The 19,257-nt window shown below is 68.5% G+C and carries 11 protein-coding genes and 2 pseudogenes; 6 read left to right on the top strand and 7 right to left on the bottom strand.

Annotated elements, in window-relative coordinates; all coding sequences use genetic code 11:
- Positions 1-75: 75 nt before the first annotated feature.
- Together istB and istA are read right to left on the bottom strand one after the other, a co-directional pair.
- Positions 76-846 (bottom strand): IS21-like element helper ATPase IstB, encoded by a 771-nt coding sequence (istB, locus tag ACFU6K_RS00715; RefSeq protein WP_380660077.1) that lies wholly within the window; start codon positions 844-846, stop codon positions 76-78.
- The gene (istA, locus tag ACFU6K_RS00720) at positions 843-2,441 is read right to left on the bottom strand and encodes an IS21 family transposase (protein ID WP_380660089.1); all 1,599 of its coding nucleotides are present in this window, start codon (positions 2,439-2,441) and stop codon (positions 843-845) included. The genes istB and istA overlap by 4 nt, the downstream gene beginning before the upstream one ends.
- A 1,303-nt stretch (positions 2,442-3,744) precedes the next feature.
- Here istA and ACFU6K_RS00725 point away from each other — a divergent pair.
- Positions 3,745-4,203, top strand: coding sequence for a hypothetical protein (locus tag ACFU6K_RS00725; RefSeq protein WP_380660078.1), 459 nt, complete (start codon positions 3,745-3,747; stop codon positions 4,201-4,203).
- Positions 4,204-4,443: 240 nt separating this feature from the next.
- Here the strand turns inward: ACFU6K_RS00725 and ACFU6K_RS00730 are convergent, their stop codons facing one another.
- Positions 4,444-4,938 carry a hypothetical protein gene (locus ACFU6K_RS00730; protein ID WP_380660079.1) on the bottom strand — a complete coding sequence of 165 codons (495 nt, stop codon included), beginning with the start codon at positions 4,936-4,938 and terminating at the stop codon, positions 4,444-4,446.
- A 563-nt stretch (positions 4,939-5,501) separates the two neighbouring features.
- Here ACFU6K_RS00730 and ACFU6K_RS00735 point away from each other — a divergent pair.
- The 5 genes and pseudogenes from ACFU6K_RS00735 to ACFU6K_RS00755 form a co-directional block, all read left to right on the top strand.
- Entirely contained in the window at positions 5,502-7,319 is a 1,818-nt protein-coding gene (locus tag ACFU6K_RS00735) for an ATP-dependent endonuclease (RefSeq protein ID WP_380660080.1), read from the top strand.
- Positions 7,320-7,711: 392 nt separating this feature from the next.
- Positions 7,712-8,875 (top strand): exonuclease SbcCD subunit D, encoded by a 1,164-nt coding sequence (locus tag ACFU6K_RS00740; protein ID WP_380660081.1) that lies wholly within the window; start codon positions 7,712-7,714, stop codon positions 8,873-8,875.
- Positions 8,875-11,898 carry an AAA family ATPase gene (locus ACFU6K_RS00745; protein WP_380660082.1) on the top strand — a complete coding sequence of 1,008 codons (3,024 nt, stop codon included), beginning with the start codon at positions 8,875-8,877 and terminating at the stop codon, positions 11,896-11,898. Before ACFU6K_RS00740 ends, ACFU6K_RS00745 begins: the two co-directional genes overlap by 1 nt.
- A 210-nt stretch (positions 11,899-12,108) precedes the next feature.
- Positions 12,109-14,418, top strand: coding sequence for a Helicase associated domain protein (locus ACFU6K_RS00750; RefSeq protein ID WP_380660083.1), 2,310 nt, complete (start codon positions 12,109-12,111; stop codon positions 14,416-14,418).
- Between the two features lie 323 nt (positions 14,419-14,741).
- A pseudogene (locus ACFU6K_RS00755) lies at positions 14,742-14,990 on the top strand (LD-carboxypeptidase); the annotation flags it as partial.
- A gap of 86 nt (positions 14,991-15,076) precedes the next feature.
- On the opposite strand, the gene ACFU6K_RS00760 reads toward ACFU6K_RS00755, so the two are convergent.
- The 4 genes and pseudogenes from ACFU6K_RS00760 to ACFU6K_RS00775 form a co-directional block, all read right to left on the bottom strand.
- The gene (locus ACFU6K_RS00760; protein ID WP_380660084.1) at positions 15,077-15,313 is read right to left on the bottom strand and encodes a hypothetical protein; all 237 of its coding nucleotides are present in this window, start codon (positions 15,311-15,313) and stop codon (positions 15,077-15,079) included.
- Positions 15,314-15,634: 321 nt separating this feature from the next.
- Entirely contained in the window at positions 15,635-16,069 is a 435-nt protein-coding gene (locus ACFU6K_RS00765) for a hypothetical protein (RefSeq protein ID WP_380660085.1), read from the bottom strand.
- A 135-nt stretch (positions 16,070-16,204) separates the two neighbouring features.
- Positions 16,205-16,291 (bottom strand): annotated as a pseudogene (locus ACFU6K_RS00770) (hypothetical protein); the annotation flags it as partial.
- A 2,844-nt stretch (positions 16,292-19,135) separates the two neighbouring features.
- Complete coding sequence (locus ACFU6K_RS00775; protein WP_380660090.1) at positions 19,136-19,246, bottom strand: kinase/pyrophosphorylase; 111 nt, start codon at positions 19,244-19,246, stop codon at positions 19,136-19,138.
- Positions 19,247-19,257: the final 11 nt, after the last annotated feature.

A 19,257-nucleotide genomic window follows, 5' to 3' on the forward strand; every position in this document is an offset into this window, starting at 1 on the left:
CCGGTTCGTTCACCGCGTGTCCGTAGCCGCGGGCTCTGGCGAGGAGCCCGCGGGGCCAGCGGGGCTCGGAGAGGGTCAGCTCTGCCCTGCTGGCAGCTTCTCGGCGGGGCTCTTGGGTCGCTTGTTCGGGCGATAGCTGGGGCCGTTCATGATCACCTGGTGGCTGGTGTTGATCAGCCGGTCCAGCAGCGACTCGGCGACGACGGGGTTGGGGAAGAGGGGATACCAGTCGCTGGGAGCCCGGTTGCTGGTGATGATCAGTGAGCGCCCCTGCCGCTCGGAGACCAGTTCGTAGAGGTCGTCGGCCTGGGCCGTGCTCAGCTGCCGCATGGCGAAGTCGTCCAGGATGAGGACGTCGGGTCGGATCAGCTCGCGCATCCGCTTGTCCCAGGTTCGGTCCGCGTGGCCGCCGGCGAGCTCCGCCAGGACCCGGCTGGTCTTCGCGAAGCGGACGTTCGCGCCCTGCCGGACGGCGAGGTGGCCGAGGGCCTGGGCGACGTGTGTCTTGCCGACTCCGACGGGCCCGAACAAGATCACCGACTCGCCGGAATGGAGCCAACGCAGGGCGGCCAGGTCGCGGATCTGGGCCGCGGGCAGCTTCGGGGAGGCGGCGAAGTCGAATTCCTCCAGAGTGACCTGCTGCTCGAACTTCGCCTTCTGCAAGCCCCGTTGGAAGGCGACCGTCTCGCGGCGGGTGATCTCGTCCTGGCAGAGGACCTGCAGGAAGTCCAGGTGACCGAGTTCACCACCGTGGGCCTGGATCAGCCGTGCGTCGAGGGTCTCCAGCATCCCGGACAGGCGAAGGGCCTTGAGCGACTCGCGCAGGGCGGTGTCCATCACGCTCATCGAGCGGCCTCCTCGGCGTCGTCAGCGTGGCCCGGGGTGCCCTCGGGCTCGCCGGAGATCTGGGAGGGGATGCTCGTGGCGAACAGGCCCTCGGGACCGTGGAGGAAAGCCGCGGCCCCGGCGTCGCCGGTCTCCGGCTCGGGGTCGGTCTCGGTGCCCGCGATCAGGATGCCCTTGATGGTGCGGTAGGAGGGGTCACCGACCGTGATGGCCTTGGTGCAGGCGGCCTCCAGCCGCTGGTCGCCGTACTTCTTTCGCAGCCCGAGGATCCCCTGGGCCGCACGGAGCCGGTAGAGCGCGTTGACCTCCAGCAACTGGTTGATCACCTCGCGGCAGGCGTCGCCGACCTCGGAGGACTGGCTGCGGCACCAGATCGGCGTCTTCATCTGGAAGGCGATCTTCTCCGGCGGGTAGTCGCCTCTGTCGGTGCGTTTGCCCTGGTCGAGTGCGGCGTGGGTCTTGACCAGCTCGCCCTCGTGGAAGACCTGGACCAGGGTGGCGGTGGAGCGGACGTCGACCTTGCGGCCGATCAGCCTCCATGGCACTGAGTAGAGGGTGCGGCCGACCTTGATGTGGATGTCGGGGCCGACTGCGGCGGTGGACCAGCGGGCCAGCACGAACGGCTTGTCCGGCACCGGCAGCAGGGCCTTGGCCTCCACCGCCTCGAACACCGACAGCGGACTCGCGCCGCCCAGCGGTCGGCACTGCCTGCGGCCGGCAGTGCCGGTCGACCAGGTCAGGGCCTCGGCCTGCATCTGCTCGACCGAGGTGAACTCCCGCCCGCTCCAGAACGAGTCGCGGACATAGGGCATCGGCCGCTCGACCCGCGGCTTGTCCTTCGGCTTCGCCGCCCGGGCCGGGTCGACCAGGGTGCCGTAGTAGGCCGCGAGCTCGGCATACGACTTGTTGATCTTCGGATCGTAGAGGTCCGGCCGGTCCACCGCCGTGCGCAGGTTGTCCGGCACCAGCCGCCGCGGGACACCGCCGAAGAACCGGAACGCTTCGACGTGGGCCTGGGTCCAGGCGTGCTGGTCCATGTGAACCACCGGTCGGACGAACATGTGCCGCGAGCAGGGCAGCACCATCACGAACGCCCAGATCCGGTGCCGCTTGCCGGTCGACGGGTTGATCCACTGCCCCAGGAAGCCGTAGTCGATCTGGGCCTCCGAGCCCGGCTCGACGTCGTCCCGCAGCACCGTCACCTTCGACCGGGCCGACTCGTCCGGGAGGTTCTCGGTCACCCACCGGCGGAACGTCGACAACGACACCGCCAACTTCCCCTCGTCTCTGAGGCGTTGATGGATCGTGGTCACCGTGGTCGTCTCCAGCAGCCCCTTGACCAGGTCGCGGTGCGGCTCGATCTCCGCCCACGTGACCTGGTTCAGCCGGCGCCGGGCCAGTTCCGGGAACCAGCTCTTGATCAGCTTGCCCCAGTCCGCCTCGCTCATGGGCAGCCCACCCGGGACCATCCCGGACGCCTCCGCCGGCGCCAGATACTTCCTGATGGTCTTGCGGTCCACCCCCAGTGAGGCCGCGAGCTGGTTCTTCGACCGGCCTGCGTACCAGTGGACGTAGATCTCGACGATGTCGACCACGGTGAACGTTCTCCCTGCCATCCAGAGTGTCCGTCGACCTCTCGGCCCGTCGGTCGAGGGACGGTGACGACTCCGAGACGGTCAGGACCCTCAACCCGGCTCGGGGATGCCCAAGGGGAACCTGAACGATTCGGATGGAACCACAACTCGCAGGTCAAACCACCTGATCTGGGGTATTCGAGGCTTCCGCCGTGGTCAACTTCCCCTTGGGGACTCGTGACCGCGACCCTGGCCCATTCCGTGACCACGAAGCCCCAGAAGTGGGGGAAATCGCTGACCGTTCACAGACAGAGGTTCGCTCTGCACCTTCGCCGACCTGGCACTCCTGACCGAACGCAACCTCACCGATTCCGAGGACCACCACCGTCTCCATCCCGACCTGCTCTACGCCCTCGATGTCCTTGGCTCCGCACCGCTGCGTCCCCTCAACCCCGAAAGGCGCCGCAGCCATGGCACACACGGTGACGCATCTGCCGCGTGAGGACCACACACCCGCTGCCACCATCGGGCAGTGGCGGCCTACCTGGTAACCGGGACCAGGAAACCCGGACCTGCCCGTGCTCACCGTGGTGCACGACGACCACGCCTTCATGGCCGGCCGCGCTGACCGCCCACACCCCGGCGCTGGGCCGCATCACCGTCCACCCCACACGGCTCCGACCGCCGCCCGTCGACCGGTACCCCCGGTGGGAGGCAGCAGCCACGCACTTCCCGTCCCACGCGGACGAACCGGGCTTCATCCAGCCCACGACCGCCCGCTCGACCATAGCCAGCTGGAAGCTGCCACCCGCCGCCTGCGCCGTACGCTGCTCGCACTACCCGTCGGCGGCCGACTCCCACCCGAGCCCGACCATGCGACCGCCTTGCTCGCCCACCGGCTTCACACACGTGTCGCCCACCCGTTGCACGCCGCTGCGCTGGCACAGCGGGTTGTCCGGACGCCCCGACTTTCCGCTCCGGCTGTCCGCTGCCCCCGCCGACCGCAGCAGCGATCTTCCCGTACCGCTCTGGGCTGGCTGATCTGATCGCCGCAGCCAGCCGCTTCGCGGAGTCGGAGGGGCGGGAGGCCAGCCGGCAAAGCATGCAACCCGCCCCTGGTACAGGAGAGCCGTGGACGAAGCAGCCCGCATCTGCGGCCTGCTTGAGCACCAACTTCCCGGCAGGGGCCAAGCGCGCTCCCGCCCGCCGCGCACACGCGCTCACCCGAAAGAATGAACCGACCGGGTACGGTCCTACGCGCACCCCACTTACCTGATCCTGGGGTATGACAGAACGCTCCCAGGATTTGTGGTCCAAACTCAACATGGCGGTCACGCACATTGGCCTGACAGCGCCGGGCGCAGTGAGTGCCCAGCCTCAGGGTAGGACAACCGTCATCACGGGAAATCAGGTGCGCGCTGTCACCCTGGTGCTGTCCGGTCACACATCCGCCGCGACGGCCGCGGTGCAGGACCACTTCGGCTGGCCCGCATGGGAGGCACCCGCCGTACCCGAGCGAGACCTCGGCTGGAAGGCCGTCTTCAACTCGGCCAACCGCACCTTCGAAGGCTTCTACAACGAGTCCGGGCTGAGCGCCGACCCGGAGACCGTCCACACGCCGACGCCCGCCCGCCTCACCGACGACATGTGGCGCATGCTCGAGAAGACCGGAAGCGCCGTCATGTGCGTCGGCCTGACCGGAGAGCCGACGCTGCGGGATATCGCCTCCGCAGCCCAACGACGCGAGTTTCGCGCGGCTTTGGTCGAAGCCGTATTCCGCTGAACCGCCCCAGACAGGCCTTGTGGGTTGCCCGCCGATGACCTTCACGGGATGCGGGCGGGTGCCAACAGTTCGAGGCGCCGCGCGAGAACACTGCGGATCCTGATTGTCGAACCGGCGGATGACGTGAACAGCAGTTGCCCGGTGCTCGGCCAACTGCTGTTGTGGCCTCGTCCCGCTCGCTGGCGGACCGGACATGCTACCGGCCGAAGCTCATGAAGGCGGCCGGCGGAGGTGGGACTCTCAGGCCGCGCCGGGGAGCGAGGTGCGGCGGGGAGGACCGAAGACACGGTCGAAGGCGAGGGCGCGGTCGGCGGGGACGAGGAGGTAGGGCGCGCCGGAGCCGGCGGTGGTCCGGGGGCCGTGGGTCCCCAGGCCGAGGGCGTCGTTCGGGGTGAGGAGGTCGAGGTTGTCGAAGACGTAGTACAGCGGGAGCTGGGTCCAGGCGACGAGCTGGAGATGGGCAGTGACGGCGGCGTTCTCGAGGGCATGCCGCCTGCTTGTCCGGCTGGTCATCCGGCTCTTGCAGTCGATCAGGACGATCTGCCCCTCGCGGGCCGCGATGAGGTCGGGGGTCCAGCGAAGGAAGCTGTCGGTTCCGTGGAGGGCCAGGCGGATGGGTTCGCCCATGATTCCCTGGCCCCAGGGGCTGACATGCCAGCCGCGGTGATTGAGTTCCAGGGTGACGCGTTGTTCGTGGGCGTCACCGATCGCCTTCCTGGTGTGAAAGCTCGGCATGCTGGAAGTGTGGCGCGCTCTCGCCTTGACGAAACGGCGGCTGCTCCCGGCCCGCCTGGGTTAGGCCAGGCTCCTCCGTTGTTCGTGGAAGTCCGTGATTGTCCGCGGGTGTCCGCGTGGGTCCCATGCTGTCCCACGGTGCCCCGTCGTTACCCCTCTGAACATGGCTGGATCCAGTCCCTGCCGGTGAGCGGCTTCCCCCCGGCGATGGGGGTGAACGTGCTGGTGCGGTCCTGCGCGTTCACCCCGCGCATGTCGACGGCCGGGCTCCGGAAGCGTGCGAGGTGCCGGGTGCGATGGTGCGGGACCGCTGGAGCAGGCCGTTCGGGAGTGGCTGCCAGCTGTCGAGGAGGCCGATGGCGAAGACTTCAGCCAGGACCTGCCGGAAGGCCTGTCCTACCGTCCGGTAACCTGCTGGTCTTCCGCCCTCGCGGCACGGGTGCCGTTCTGATGAGCCTACGATGGTCACCTGCGGCGGAGGTGGCGTCAGAAACCTTATGCCGTGGGATGGTTGCTGCCTGCGATGCTGCATGGTGGCAGGGGAGAGCGGAGCGGCTGCAACTGTGCACCTGAAGGACTTCTCCGTCAGTGGGTTCCGCTCGCTGACGTTGGTCGAGAACATCCCCGTCAGCGCGCCGACGATCCTGGCCGGCCACAACGACGGTGGGAAGAGCGCGGTGCTCGCCGCCCTCGACTTCCTCCTCGGAGGGTACCGCCTGGTCGAACAGGACCGGACCTACGACAACCCGGCAGCAGCGGATGCCGCTCCGGCCCGCTGCGCCTCGACATGGGTTGAAGGCCGCTTCGCCCTGGACACCTCCGAACAGGAGATGGGCTTTGCGGCCGAGCTGAGGATCCGACGCCGAGTGGAGGGCGACAGCGCGCCCCTGCTCGAGTACTGGGCCCAGCTCCCGCGCGACTCCAGGCTGCGCGACTTCAGCTCGCTGCTCGTCCCCGCTCTCAAGGAGATGGTCGAAGTCTTCGGGCTGCAGACCGAGGGCAAGGGGCTCAAGGCAGACTTGCAGGCGGCACTGGCCGCACACGCGGCGCGGTCTCCGCAGGTCGCTGAATGGACCGCCCTGCCCAAGCAGTTGGCGCGACGCCTGCCCAGGCTGCTGTCGTTCAGCGGGAAGGACGAGAGCCCGGACCGGGCCATCCACACGGCATTGGCCGGCAGCTACCAGGCTCACCTGGAGGACGACGGTCTGCAGGGCCGCCTGCGGACGATCGAGTCCGAGGTCACCGGCCTGGTCAAGGACGACGCCGCCGACCTGTGCGCGCACATCAAGGCACACTGCCCGGACCTCGTGGAAGTCTCCGTCGAACCGGAGGTCTCCTTCTCCCACGGCTTCAAGCACGCGCACCTGCACATCTCACGCTCCCACGGCGAGCGGGTCGATCTGTCCAGGTCCGGCCGCGGCAGCAACCGCCGGATCGCCCTCGCCGTCTGGGAGTGGACCAGTAAGCTCCTGGAAGCCCCCCAACCGGACGACGACATGCCGCCCGTCCAGACGATCGTCGTCTATGACGAGCCCGACACCCATCTGGACTACACCCATCAGCGGACCGTGATGGACCTCATCCGCCGCCAGTGCACGACGGACGCCGTCAAGGTAATCGTGGCCACCCACTCGATGAACCTCATCGACGGGGTGGACATCGCCGACGTCGTTCACCTGCGCCTGGAAGCGGGCCGCACCGTCATCGAGCGCCTCGTCGACGACACGCATGAGGGCATCGACCTGCACCTCGGGCAGATCGCCTCCGCACTTGGCCTGCGCAACTCTGTCCTGCTCCATGAGCGCTGCTTCCTCGCCGTCGAGGGAGCCACCGAACAGCAGGCGATTCCGGTGCTCTTCCGCCTCTCGCAGGGGCTGTCCCTGCAGGCGGCTGGCATCGCCCTGTGGGCCTGCAACAACAACGAAGGCGCCCTCCACCTCGCCCGCTACCTCGCCGCCCAGCGCCGCACCGTCATGCTGCTGGTCGATGCCGACAGCCGCAACGTCGCCAAGTTCTTCAAAGACGACCGGCTCCGCCAGTTCGGCCTCGATCCTGCGACACAGGTGTCCTTCGTCGGCGAGGCCGAGAACTTCAACGAACTCGAGGAGCTCTTCGAGGACGAGCAGTGGGCCCGAGTGGCCAACCGCAAGTGGCCGCGCCGCGAGAGTGAGCAGCCCTGGGAGGCCGTGCACTTCAAGGCTCACCGGGGTGGCCGGAAATTCAGCAAGGACATTCTGGACATGATTAAGGATCAGGGAAGTAAGAGCCCGGACGGTAAACCTGAAATGGTCTACGAGCTGGCCACATCCCTGGGTTCCGCCTCCGACGTACCGTTGCAGCTGAGGAAGGTATTCGAGGCTTTGCGCGCCAGTGCGGGCTGATCATTTCCGGAGCCCTGCTGGAGCTGAGCGGCGCGTCGTGCCCTCATCCGGGCCTTGCGTTGTTCGCTGGTCGGGGAGGCCCAGGCGTGCCAGCCCGCCTCCTCCACCCACTGCCTTGCATGGACTCGCTCGTCGATGCCACACCACCGGCACCCGTTCGGAGCAGGGAAACCGCTACGCAAAGAGCCTTGCTCGGAAGTCATCTCTCCTCCTCTCTGGCCTCATTCTTTCCCGCCACACTGACAATCTCCTGCCCTCGCGCCCGCTGCTCACTCCCTTTCTGGCGGCGGCACAGCACTCCCGGGTTCCAGCGATTCCCATAGATCACCATTGCGGACCAAAACACCGAAGTCGGCCCGCACACCACACCCGAACGGTTACGGTCAGCGACCATGCGATTGCTCCATACCTCGGATTGGCACCTCGGACGGACGTTCTACCGAGAGTCCCTCATCGACGCCCAGCGCGCCTTCCTCGACCACCTGCTGACCGTCGTCCGGGAGCGGGAGGTGAGCGCGGTCCTCGTCGCTGGTGACATCTACGACCGGGCCATCCCGTCCCTGGACGCCGTCGCCCTCTTCGACCACGCGCTCAACAGCCTGGCCGACCTTCAGATCCCCGTCATCATGATCAGCGGCAACCACGACTCACCCCAGCGTCTTGGCGTCACGTCCCGTCTGATCGAACGAGCCGGCATCCACCTGCGCACCGACCCTGTCACCTGCCACACACCTGCAGTGCTGCACGACGTGCACGGACCCGTCGCGTTCTACGGCCTGCCCTACCTCGAACCGTTCCTGACCCGAGAGGAAATGGCAGCCGACAAGCCCACACACGAGGCCGTCCTCGGCGCCGCGATGGACCGCGTCCGCGCCGACCTCGCCACCCGCCCCTCAGGCATCCGCTCCGTCGTCCTCGCCCACGCCTTCGTCACCGGTGGCCACACCAGCGACAGCGAACGGGACATCACCGCCGGCGGCATCCCCACCGTCCCCGCCGCCGTCTTTGAGGGAATCGACTACGTCGCCCTCGGCCACCTTCACCGCCCGCAGAAAGTCACCGACCGCATCCGCTACAGCGGTTCCCCCCTCGCCTACTCCTTCTCCGAAGCCGGCTACGCCAAGACCACCTGGCTCGTCGACCTCGACGCCGACGCCAACCTCACCACCGAAGCTGTCCCTTGCCCTCGCCCCCGGATCCTGGACACCCTCACTGGGCACCTCGACGACCTCCTCAACGACCACCGGTACGAACACCTGCACGACGCGTGGTTGCACGTCACCCTGACCGACTCGCAGCGCCCCATCAACGCCATGGACCGCCTGCGCACCCGCTTCCCCGGCACCGTCCAGCTCACCTTCGAACCTGAGGACGGCGGCCCCCGAAGCAGCACCACATACACCGAACGCACCCGCCACCGCACCGAACTGGAGATCACCGCCGGGTTCGTCGACCACGTCCGAAACGGTCATGCCCCCACCCCCGCCGAACACGACCTCCTGCGCCGGGCGGTCGAGGCCACCCGCCTGAACGACACCGCGAAGGAAGCCCACTGATGCGCCTGCACACCCTTGCCCTGCAGGCATTCGGCCCCTTCCGCACCCGGCAGAGCATCGACTTCGACACGCTCTCCCAGGGAGGGCTGTTCCTCCTGCACGGCGCCACCGGGGCGGGAAAGTCCACCATCTTCGACGCCGTCTGCTACGCCCTCTACGGCAATGTGCCGGGGGAGCGCCACCAGACGGTGCTGCGCAGCCACCACGCCGACCCCGCCACGCTCACCCAGGTCGAGCTGGAGTTCAGCATGGCGGGGCGCCGCCTGAGGATCGTGCGCACCCCCCAGCAGGAACGGGCCCGGCGCGACAAAAACGGCACCACGCTGGCGCAGGCCAAGGCCAGCCTGGAGGAACGGCACGGTGAAGACAGCCTCGGCCGGGCCGTCTGGAAGCCCGTCACCTCCACCCAGCAGGAGGTCGCCCGCGAGATCGAAGCCCTGCTGGGCATGAACCGCGGGCAGTTCTGCCAAGTCGTCCTGCTGCCGCAGGGCGACTTCGCGAAGTTCCTGCGGGCCAAGGCCGAGGACCGCGCCACCGTTCTGGGACGCCTCTTCGGAACCCACCGCTTCCGTGACATCGCCCGCTGGCTCACGGACCACGCCAAGGAGACCGGTCAGCGCTGCGACGACGCCCGCAGGGCCGTCCTGCGCGACATCGACCGCATCCAGGACACCGCCGGCGCCCCGATCGTCGACTTCGTCGAGCAACCAGCCCCCACCCAGGACAGCATCGACACTACCCACCCCGCGGCACTCGCCTGGGCGCAAGCCGTGCATGACAACGCCACCGGCGCCCACCAAGCGGCTACCGCCGTACTGCGGGACGCCCGAGCGCACCACAGCACCCGGGAAAGCCGAGCCGCACAGGTCCGCATCCTGGCGGAGCGCCAGCGGCGCCACCGCACCGCCGCCGAAGCCCTCGCGGCCCTGCAAGCACAGGCCCCGGCCTTCGAGAACCTGCAGGCGACCCTGGAACGCGGTCGCCGCGCCGAGCAGGCCCGGCCCCTCATCCAGGCCCTCGACGACGCAGACCGTGACCACCAGCAGGCCCAACGTGCCGAGGCCCAGGCAAGGACAAGACTGCCCGACACGCAGCGTGACGCCACCGACGAGAACCTCACCGCTGCCGAGAATCGGCTTAAGAACGACCTCGGCCGCCTCGACGCCCTGCGCCACGATGAGCAGCGCTCCGACGACCTGGCAGGCTCCCTCGTCAAGCTCGAGGCCGAGCTGGGCCAAGCCCAGGCCGACCACGACGAGATCGCTGACTGGTTGGACCAGGCAGATAACCGACGCGCCGAGCACACCGCGCGGATCGACAGGGCCCATCTGGCGCAGATCCAGGCCGACGAACTCGCTGCGGCCTTGCCGCCCCTTGAGCGGCAACTCGCCGCAGCCCGCCGACGCGACGAACTGGCCACCGACATTGCCAAAGCTCAGGCCGACGTCGACAGGCTCAAGGAAGCCGTCATCCACAGCGCGGCGCACGCGAGAGGGATCCGCGACCGGCGCATCGATGGCATGGCCGGTGAACTCGCCAGCCGGCTGCGCCCTCAGGAGCCCTGCCTGGTCTGCGGCTCGCCAGTCCATCCCCGGCCGGCGACCGCCGCCGCCGACCACCCGAGCAGAGAGGACGAGGCCCGCGCGGAGGAGGCCTATCAGCAAGCCGACCAGGCCTGCAAACAAGCCGAACAGGACCTCGTTCGGCTCACGGCCGAGGCCACCGCAGCCCAGGAACTGGCCGACGGGCAGACGACCGCCGACCTGCAGCAGCGTCACCGCGCCGCCCAACAGACCCACAAGGACCTCCTGGCCGCCGCCGCAGACGCTGTGCCAGCGAACGAGGAACTGCGTACCTTCGACGAGACGCGCACAACCCGGACATCCGAACTCGCCAGCCTGGGCCGACGCATCGGCGACTATCGCGGCCGCCAGGAGACCCAGAGCACCGAACAGGAGATCCTCACCCTGCGCCTTTCCGACGCTCTGGCCGGATCCCCAACGATTGCCGCTCGCAGTGCAGAACTCACCGCCGAAGTGGAAGCGATCGCCCGGGCACGGACGGCGATCCAGCAAGTGGCAGTGACCGCGGGGAATCTGGAGCGCGCAGGCCGGGCCGCCGCAATCGAGATCGCCGCCGCAGGGTTCTCCACACCCGAGGAAGCCCGCCACGCCGTGATCACCGGCGCCGAACTGGCAGCGAAGGAAGGCGAACTGGACACCTGGCGGACAGCCCAGGCCACGCACACGGCGACACTCCAGGACCCGGAACTCGCCGAGGCCGCCGCCGCGGAACCGGCAGATGAGCAGGCCGCCGAGGCGGATCTCACCGCCGCCGCCGATCGGTCGGAAGCAGCGGCCATCGCCGAGAGCACCAGCCGCGCCCGCTGCCAGACGTTGCTCGACCACATCGGCGACCTCACGCAGAACATCGGGCAATTTGCACCCCTCCTGGAAGAGCACCACGTGGCCAAGCACATGGCAGACCTCGCCGCGGGGACTTCGGGCGACAACCAATACCGCATGCATCTGGAGGCCTACGTACTGGCGGCCAGGTTGGAAGAGGTGGCGAAGGCGGCCAACACCCGCCTGGGACGCATGTCCTCCGGCCGCTACCTGCTCTCCCACACCGACGCGCGCACGAGCGGACGAGGCCGCTCCGGCCTCGGCCTGGAGATCCTTGACCAGTGGACCGGCCAGACCCGTGACACTGCCACACTCTCCGGCGGCGAGTCCTTCTTCGCCTCCCTGGCCCTGGCCCTTGGCCTCGCCGACGTGGTCGCCCAGGAAGCCGGCGGCAGCCGGCTCGACACCCTGTTCATCGACGAGGGCTTCGGCAGCCTCGACGACGAGACCCTGGAGGAGGTCCTCGAGGTACTCGACGAACTGCGCTCCTACAGCCGCACCGTTGGGGTCGTCAGCCACGTTGCCGACCTGCGACGGCGCATCCCCACCCAGATGCAGGTCCGTAAGAGCCAGGACGGCTCGACCGTGAAGGCCATGGCCACCGCCCCGGCCTACTGACCTCCACAAATCGGCCCTGCCCGGTACGCCCCCGTCAGCAGGGCCGCCGAGACGACCCTTCACCACGAGCTCCTCGGCCATACGGTGCCACTGCGGTAGGACGATGCAGACACCTCCTTCACAGGCCAGGGGAGGTTCCTGCATCAACCTGCAGTGAAGCGGGCCCGGCCAACTGGACCACTTCGCAGCAGCAGAAAGAGAGGCACCACCGTGGAGACCGCCACCACCACCGAGTTGCCGGTTCCGGCGCAGCCGCTCGGCATGGTCAATCCGCTGCCGCTGCACGGGTTCCAGAAGGACGCTGTCGCGGCCGCGGTGCGTGAGGTGAAGGACGGAGGCCGCGCGACGGTGGTCGCGGCGACCGGCTCGGGCAAGACGCTGATCGCCGCCGGGTGCGCTCGGCGCTTGGCGGCGAGGGGCAGGGTGTTGGTGCTGGTTCCGACGATCGAGCTGCTGGAGCAGACGGCGGAGGCCTGGTCGTTGCGGGGCGGTCGCCGGGGGCTGGCGGTGGCGGCATGTTCGCGGGAGGAGGCGCTGGAGAGTGCCGAGGCTGGCGGCCGCATCCACGGCCAGGTGACAACGCAGGCTGCCCGGATCGCCGACCTGGTCGCCGTCGAGAAGGCGGGTGAGCCGGTTACCGTATACGCCACCTACGCCTCGCTGGAGCGGATTGTCCGGGCCCACCAACTGTGCGGCCTTCCGGCCTGGGACCTGGTGGTGATCGACGAGGCGCACCGCACGGCTGGCGCAGAGGGCAAAGCGTGGGCCGCGGTGCACGACGACGGCCAGGTCCTGGCGAAGCGCCGGCTGTACCTCACTGCGACCCCGCGGATCGCGGACGACCGGCGGGCCAAGGACGGCCTGGCCGATCTCACCGCCGACACCAACAGCCAGGCCCTGCCTGTGCTCTGCTCGATGGACGACGAACGGATCTATGGCAAGACCTGCTTCACCTGGACGCTCGGCCAGGGCATTGAACACGGCTACCTCGCCGACTACCGCGTACTGGTACCGGTGGTCACCGACGAGGACTTGCGTGAACTGCTCAAACTCCCGGCCGTTGCCGACCTGCGCTCCCAGCGCTCCAACGAAGAGCTCTTGAGACTGGCGTTGCAGATCGCGGTACTGCGCGCGGTTGCCGACTTGGAACTGCGCCGCGTGATCACCTTCCACTCCCGGGTGTCCGCCTCCCGCGACTTCGCCGCGACCATGCAGGCCACCACCGAGCTGCTACCCGACGCGGAGCGGCCGGAACGGCTGACAGCGCTCGCTGTGGCCGGCACCGACCGCCTCAAGGACCGCCGCGCCGCCTTCACCACGTTCAAGGCCTCCACCGGCGAGGACGGCGAGGAGTGTGGCATCATCTGCAACTCGCGCCTGCTGAACGAGGGCATCGACATCGCGGCCGTCGACGCGATCGTCTTCGCGGACCCCAAGAGCTCGGTCATCGACATCGTCCAGGCCGTCGGCCGGGCGCTGCGCCAGGCTTACCGGCAGGGCAAAGTGTCCTGGGTCATCATCCCGGTCTACCTGCCCACCCCCGAGATGGGCGACGACACCGCCACCGCGCACCCTGCCGAGGTCCACGACGCCGGCGAGGCTGTGAAGGCGGAGGCCGACGCCGAGATCGAGGCCAGCTCCTTCCGTACGATCTGGCGGGTCCTGCGGGCGCTCGCGGCGCACGACGCCCGGGTGGTCGGCCGGATCACCGAGCTGCGCGCCCACCGCTCCCAGGGCGCCCAGCACACAACCGCGGCCAAGACCTCGGAGGGCGGCAATGAGACCAGCGGTGAGGGCGAGCAGCTGGCGGCGTTGGAGTCGCCGATCGAGTGGCTGCGGATCAACGCCCGCCAGCACGCCTCGCAGATCCTTCAGACCGTCAAGCTGAGGGCGTTCAACCCGCGGGCCGTTGAGTGGCAGCGCATGCACGCCGTCGCGGCGGTCTTCCACCTTCAGCACGGTCACCTCGACCCCACCGACAAGGCGAAGCACGCGGAGCTGATTTCCTGGCTCACCCGCCAGCGGCACCTCAACGGCGCCGGCCTGCTCGACGCCGCCCGGGTCTCGGAGCTGGACGCGCTTGGCATGATCTGGTCGAAGAACGCCAACGCCTGGGAGCGCGGCTACGCCTACGCGAAGGCCTTCCACCACCAACACGGCCACCTTGCGATTCCGGCCACCACGAAGCTGGACGACTACGCGGTGGGCGCGTGGATGCGCCGCCAGCGCAAGGCCGACAACCTGACCAAGGAGCAGGTCGCTAGGCTCAACGAGCTGGACGAGCTGTGGTGTCTGGAGCCGGACTGGAACCGCTCCTACCGTCGTCTGCTCGCCTACCTCGCCGCTGGAGGCACCCTGATCGGCCCGGCCAACCGCACCGGCGGCGAGGTAGACCCGACGTTTCGGCCCGGCAAATGGCTGCGCAAACAGGACAAGGACCGCACCGACAGGAAGCTGGCCGACCAGCAGGCCGCGCTCCTGGACGCGCTCCACCGGCACGCCGAGACCGTCACCGGCTGACCGGCTGACCCGCCCCGTACGCCCGCCGTCTGCGCTCGTACCGTCGCGGCTGGCAGGCGTGGGTCGTGACGGCGGCTCGGCCGGCGCGGGCGGGGCCGTGCTCGTGTTCCTGCGTATCGGCCGACAACACGCATCGCTCTCCATTGCTGCCGCTTTCTCGGGGGCGGTCCGCCGGCACCATCGACCACTGCCCCCGCGATCACGGCTGCAAGGTCCCGCCCCTGGGCGGGCCCGAAAGCTCAGGACACATCGAGAAGTACCTGCAGGAGCAGGCCAGGGACAGTTTCGATCCCTTCGGCGAGTAGACGTTCGATGGCCGCCGCAACGGCATGCGGCTGGCAGGCTTCTTCGACGCTGCGAACGCCGTCCTGGTCGGCCGCCCCTCTGCCCGGGACACCAGCTCGCTCACCCAGCAGCAGGCTGTGCTTGACGCTCTCGGTCCGCTGGGCGTCCCGATCATCGCCGACGTCGAGTGCGGGCACATGCCGCCATACCTGCCTCTGGTGAACGGTGCACGGGCCCGCGTCATGCACAGCACGCAGTGTCAGGAGTTGATCCAGATCCTGGACTGACCCGGCAGGCCGGTCGGTGGGATGCGGCGGCTGCCCGGCCTGGGCCCGTCCTGACGGCAGGCTCAGCACGCAACAGGCCGCACTCCCTAGGCGGTTCGCATGGCCTGGTCGCAGCGTGGGCAGGTTCGGCTGCGCAGTTCGGGTGGCCACCAGTGTTGGCCGGGTTCGGTCGGTTGCCACGAATTCCTGACCATCTCGGCGGTGTCGAGGCCGCAGGCGGTGACCGGGCCGGGGCTGCTCGGCAGGTCCGGATCGGACGTGGCCGCGTGCACGACCACCAGGTCGGGCGAGCGGGGGTTCTCCAGGACGACGATCACGTTCACCGTTCCAGCCTCGGCGTACCGCGGCCGTGACGCACCCGCTCGTACGGCCGACCGGCCGGATCGATCGGGAGGTCATGACCTGCTTCTGATGTGGCCGGTCGGTGAATCGCTGGTTGGTCTTGTTTGTGAGCTGGTGGTTTGCAGGTTAGTTGAGAAGTGTGGGGTGGGGTTGGGCTCGTGTTTGGGGGCGGGGTGTCGGCCTTGGGCTCGGTCACTGCGCGTTTATGCAGGTCAGAGCGCTGTCAGGGGCTGAAGTGACCGAGATTGTGAGTTGGGGCGGGGCGGTGGGTTGTGGTGGGCACCTGAAGGTCGGCGGGCGTGTTACCGGTCAGCCGCTTCCAGTACCTGCGTGACCAAGGCGACGTCGGCTTTGGGTATCACGATTACGTGCTGCTCGTTGCCCGCCGCCAGGTCGAAGCGGGCCATCTTCGGGTGCGGGGTCTTCTGTTCTGACGGCGACAGACGGAACGGACCCTGGAGGGTGACGTTTTCGTCGGTGCGCTGGTTGCGCCAGGTCACTGTGTCAGCCGCGAGGTACAGGTGGCCGGACGCCGCGTGTGGGATGGTGCGCCCCTTGCCGATCGACAGCATCTTGACCGTGCCCAGCGTCGGGCTGGAGCAGAACACCTGCAAGGTGGTGCCTGCCTGAAGGTCGGCCAGGTCCTTGTCCGTGCTCGGCCGCCGGATGCCGAACATCGAAAGCAGGGTGTCGGAGATGGTTCTGGTTCCCGCGGCGCGGCGGATGTCGGTCGTCATGGCGCAGATCCTCCCAGGGACGGCCGGACGGCCCGTGACCAGGGTGGTCTCTCATCCTCGCGAGTCGCTTCCCGGCCTGGAAGCGCCGGGGGCGAGCTGGTAGCGGGCGGCATCGGGGCTGTCGGGTCAGCCGGGAATGAGTCCGTCGTCGAGCTTGTTCAGCTCGGCGAAGTGCGAGTCGGCGAGCTTCACTTGGCCCTTGCCCATGATGCGCGTGATCACGGTGGCCTCCCGTCTGTGAGTGGTGCTCCTGCCGGAGGGCTTAGAGCGCTGCCCATCCCATCGCTCTCCCACCGGTGGCGCTGGCGCACGCGGTCCGTGGCGGACGCCGTTCACCTGCGCGAGCTTCCTTTGTGACCTGTTGGCTTGTGTGGGCGTGAAATAGCCCTACGAGCAGAGTTGTCTGGACCTTTGGTTGGACCTGTTGGGGTGGTGGGTTGGTTGCTGGTGTGGTGACTGTGTGTGATGGTTGGCGGGGTCGTGGGTCGTGTCGGCCTGTTGGTGGGGGTGGCGGGGTATTTCGGGTCTGTATTCGGTGGTGAATTTCGCTGGGATTTCCGTGCGGTTGTTTTGGTGGATTGGCTGCTGGTGGTGTTCTTAATTCGGGTGGGAAATGGTGGGGTGTGGGGTGGTGGCGGGGTTGGTGTTCGGTTTCGTCCGGGGATGCCGCCCCTGGTGATCGGCGCCGCGCGCTTCTGGGTGGTGCCCTTCGGCGGGTGCTGCTGCGCCTCGTCTCGTCCTCGCCTGTCCGTCTGCTGCGCCGCCGTCCCGGCTGTCGGGCGCGGCCGTTGCTCGGGGCTGTGGGGTTGTGTCATTGGGGTGCCGTTTTCCCTGGTTGCCGGGCGTTCTGTGGGTCTGTGGGGCCTGTAGGGCTGCTGGGTGGCCGTCGTGCGGGTCTGGGCCGCCATCTCGGTCCTGCTGTGCCGCCGTCCGGGCCGGGTCCGTGTCCCGCTCGGGCCGGGCTGCGCCCTGCCCGCCTCGCTGCGCCTCCGCCAGCCTTGCGGTGCCGCCGCCCCGGTCGGGTGGCGGGGGTTGGTGCTGGGTGGCCGTCAGGCCGCCTTGGAGGACGTCCAGGAGGCCGTCCTGGCGTCGTCCTGGATGGCTGGTGGGTGCTGTCGCGTTGCCTGTCACGCCCCCTGTCGTGTGGGGTGCTGTCGTGCCGTGTGACGTGGGCGGATACCCCTCAATCCCTGTGTGTGGTGGGGGTGTGACAGGTGGGAGCGACAGGGTGCTGGGTGGGGCCGCGGGTGGTGGTCGTTGCTGGTGTCGCCGGCCGCCAGGTGCGGGCTGTTCTGACCACTGTCCTGGGCCCGTCCGGGGGTGCTGGTGCTGTGCTGTGCCTGTCTGGGGTGGTCTCGCCAGGGGGTGGCGAGGGCTTGGAGAGCTGCCCAGGAGGTGCCGGGCGGCGGGGCCTGGTTCGTCCTGGCCGAGGTGGTGCCACAACGCCTGGTAGAGGTGTTGGGAGGCGGCGAAGACCGCGTTGACGGCGTTGCTGATGACGGCGCGCTGCTCGTCCCTGAGAGGGGGTGTGGTGCCCGGGATGAGGATGATGGGGCCGAGAGCGGCGTAGGCCTGACCGTCGATGAAGTCGTGCAGGTCTCTCAGCTGCTGCCGGGTCGGCAGCGTCGGCTCGGGTATGGCGGGAGAGGTCACGACGGCACGCTACCGGCCGTCACTCGGTCCGCCGGCCCCGGCTGCTGCCCGCCGCCCCGTTGCTGGGCCTTGGCCGCCGTGCTGGTCGGCCGCCGGGCCGTCCCGCTGCGCCCGCGCTGCTCCCCGCAGCCCCGCGGTCCGGGCTGTGCCCGTGGGTGTCCTGGTGACCGGCTTGGTCCCCGTCCGGGCCGCGTGGCCGGGGTGTGTGTCGGTGGGGGTTTCTAGGGTGGTGTGTGGGTGGGGCGGGTACCGGAGTGTCCTGCACTGGAGACGGAACGGCAGACCTCCCGGTCTGCGCGGGGGCGGTTACGGCCTAACCGGCGTCCGGGGAGAAAGGGCCTGGGGACGGCTCGTCAGCACCGGCCCCACCCATCAAGCCGCCCACACTGCTGCGCCGCCCTGGCCGCCGTCCTGGCCCGGTGTTCGGTTTGGTGCCGTGTTTCTGGTGATTTCTCCGGGGCCGCCCTCCTCGTATTTCTCGGCTGGGCTGGAATGGTGGGTGCCGTGCCGGTGGAGAGGTCCGTAGGCCCCTTTCTGGCGCGTTCGAATCCGATTTCTGGGCGCTGCGCCTCGCGCGGCTTCCTGTTTCGCTTCGATAGTGGGCTGGATTGCAATCCTGATTCTCACCTATGGTGAAGCCGGATAGGGCTGTCGCGGGCAGTCTCCGCGAGGTTGCCTATTCGCGTCTCGCGCCCGGTTGCGGCAGGATGGGATAGGGCTGTACGGTGCTCCTGGAAACAGGCTCGGAACGCCGCCGGAATCGCTCTGGATGCTGGTCCGTGATTTGCGGTTGAGGGCTCGTCAGGGCCCGTCGTCGGGGCGCCTGTGAGGGCCCGCCACAGGGGCCCGGGCGGGTACGCCCGGGGACAGCGGTCCGGGAGCCGGGGGTGAGGGCCGCAGGCCCGCCCCCAGGGGCGGCGGTTGGGCCGTCACCCCAGCAACCAGGCGGTGGAACCGGCCCCGAGCACCACGCCGGGCGAGTTCGGGGAGGGGCCGGGAGGGGGAGGTTGTGACTGATACCCGAAGTCCGCGTCACATCGTGAACGCCCGGGGCCGCAGGCCCGGCCGGCACCCCTCCCCGGACGGAGGGACGGGCTACTACCTGAATTTCGCGTCACATCGTCAACGCTCACCCCCGGGCGCAGCCCGGGAAACAATGTCAGAAAATCTGTCCGAGTAGGTCCGTGAAAGCACTAGCCGAACTCGGCGGGAATGCCGACAGATTGACGGGCCGTAGGCCCGTGGAAAAGCCACCGAAAGGCGGAGCGCAGCGACGCCCCATACCCATCCCAACAAGCCTGCACAACCCCATGTATTCGCCGCAGGCGAATACTCCCAACCACCCACCCGCCCGCCGAGGCGCAGCCGAGGCCACACTACGCATGGTGACGGCGTAGCCGGCACCTCTTAATTCTATAGTCGCTTCATATTAATAATGATATTCGCTGTTTCTTCTACCGCTTTATTTGTTACATCAATGACATTACATCCGATTTTTGAAACAATTGAATCGAAATAATTCAACTCCGTTTTAA

It is taken from the genome of Kitasatospora sp. NPDC057512 (assembly GCF_042802135.1).
Classification (GTDB): Bacteria; Actinomycetota; Actinomycetes; order Streptomycetales; family Streptomycetaceae; genus Kitasatospora.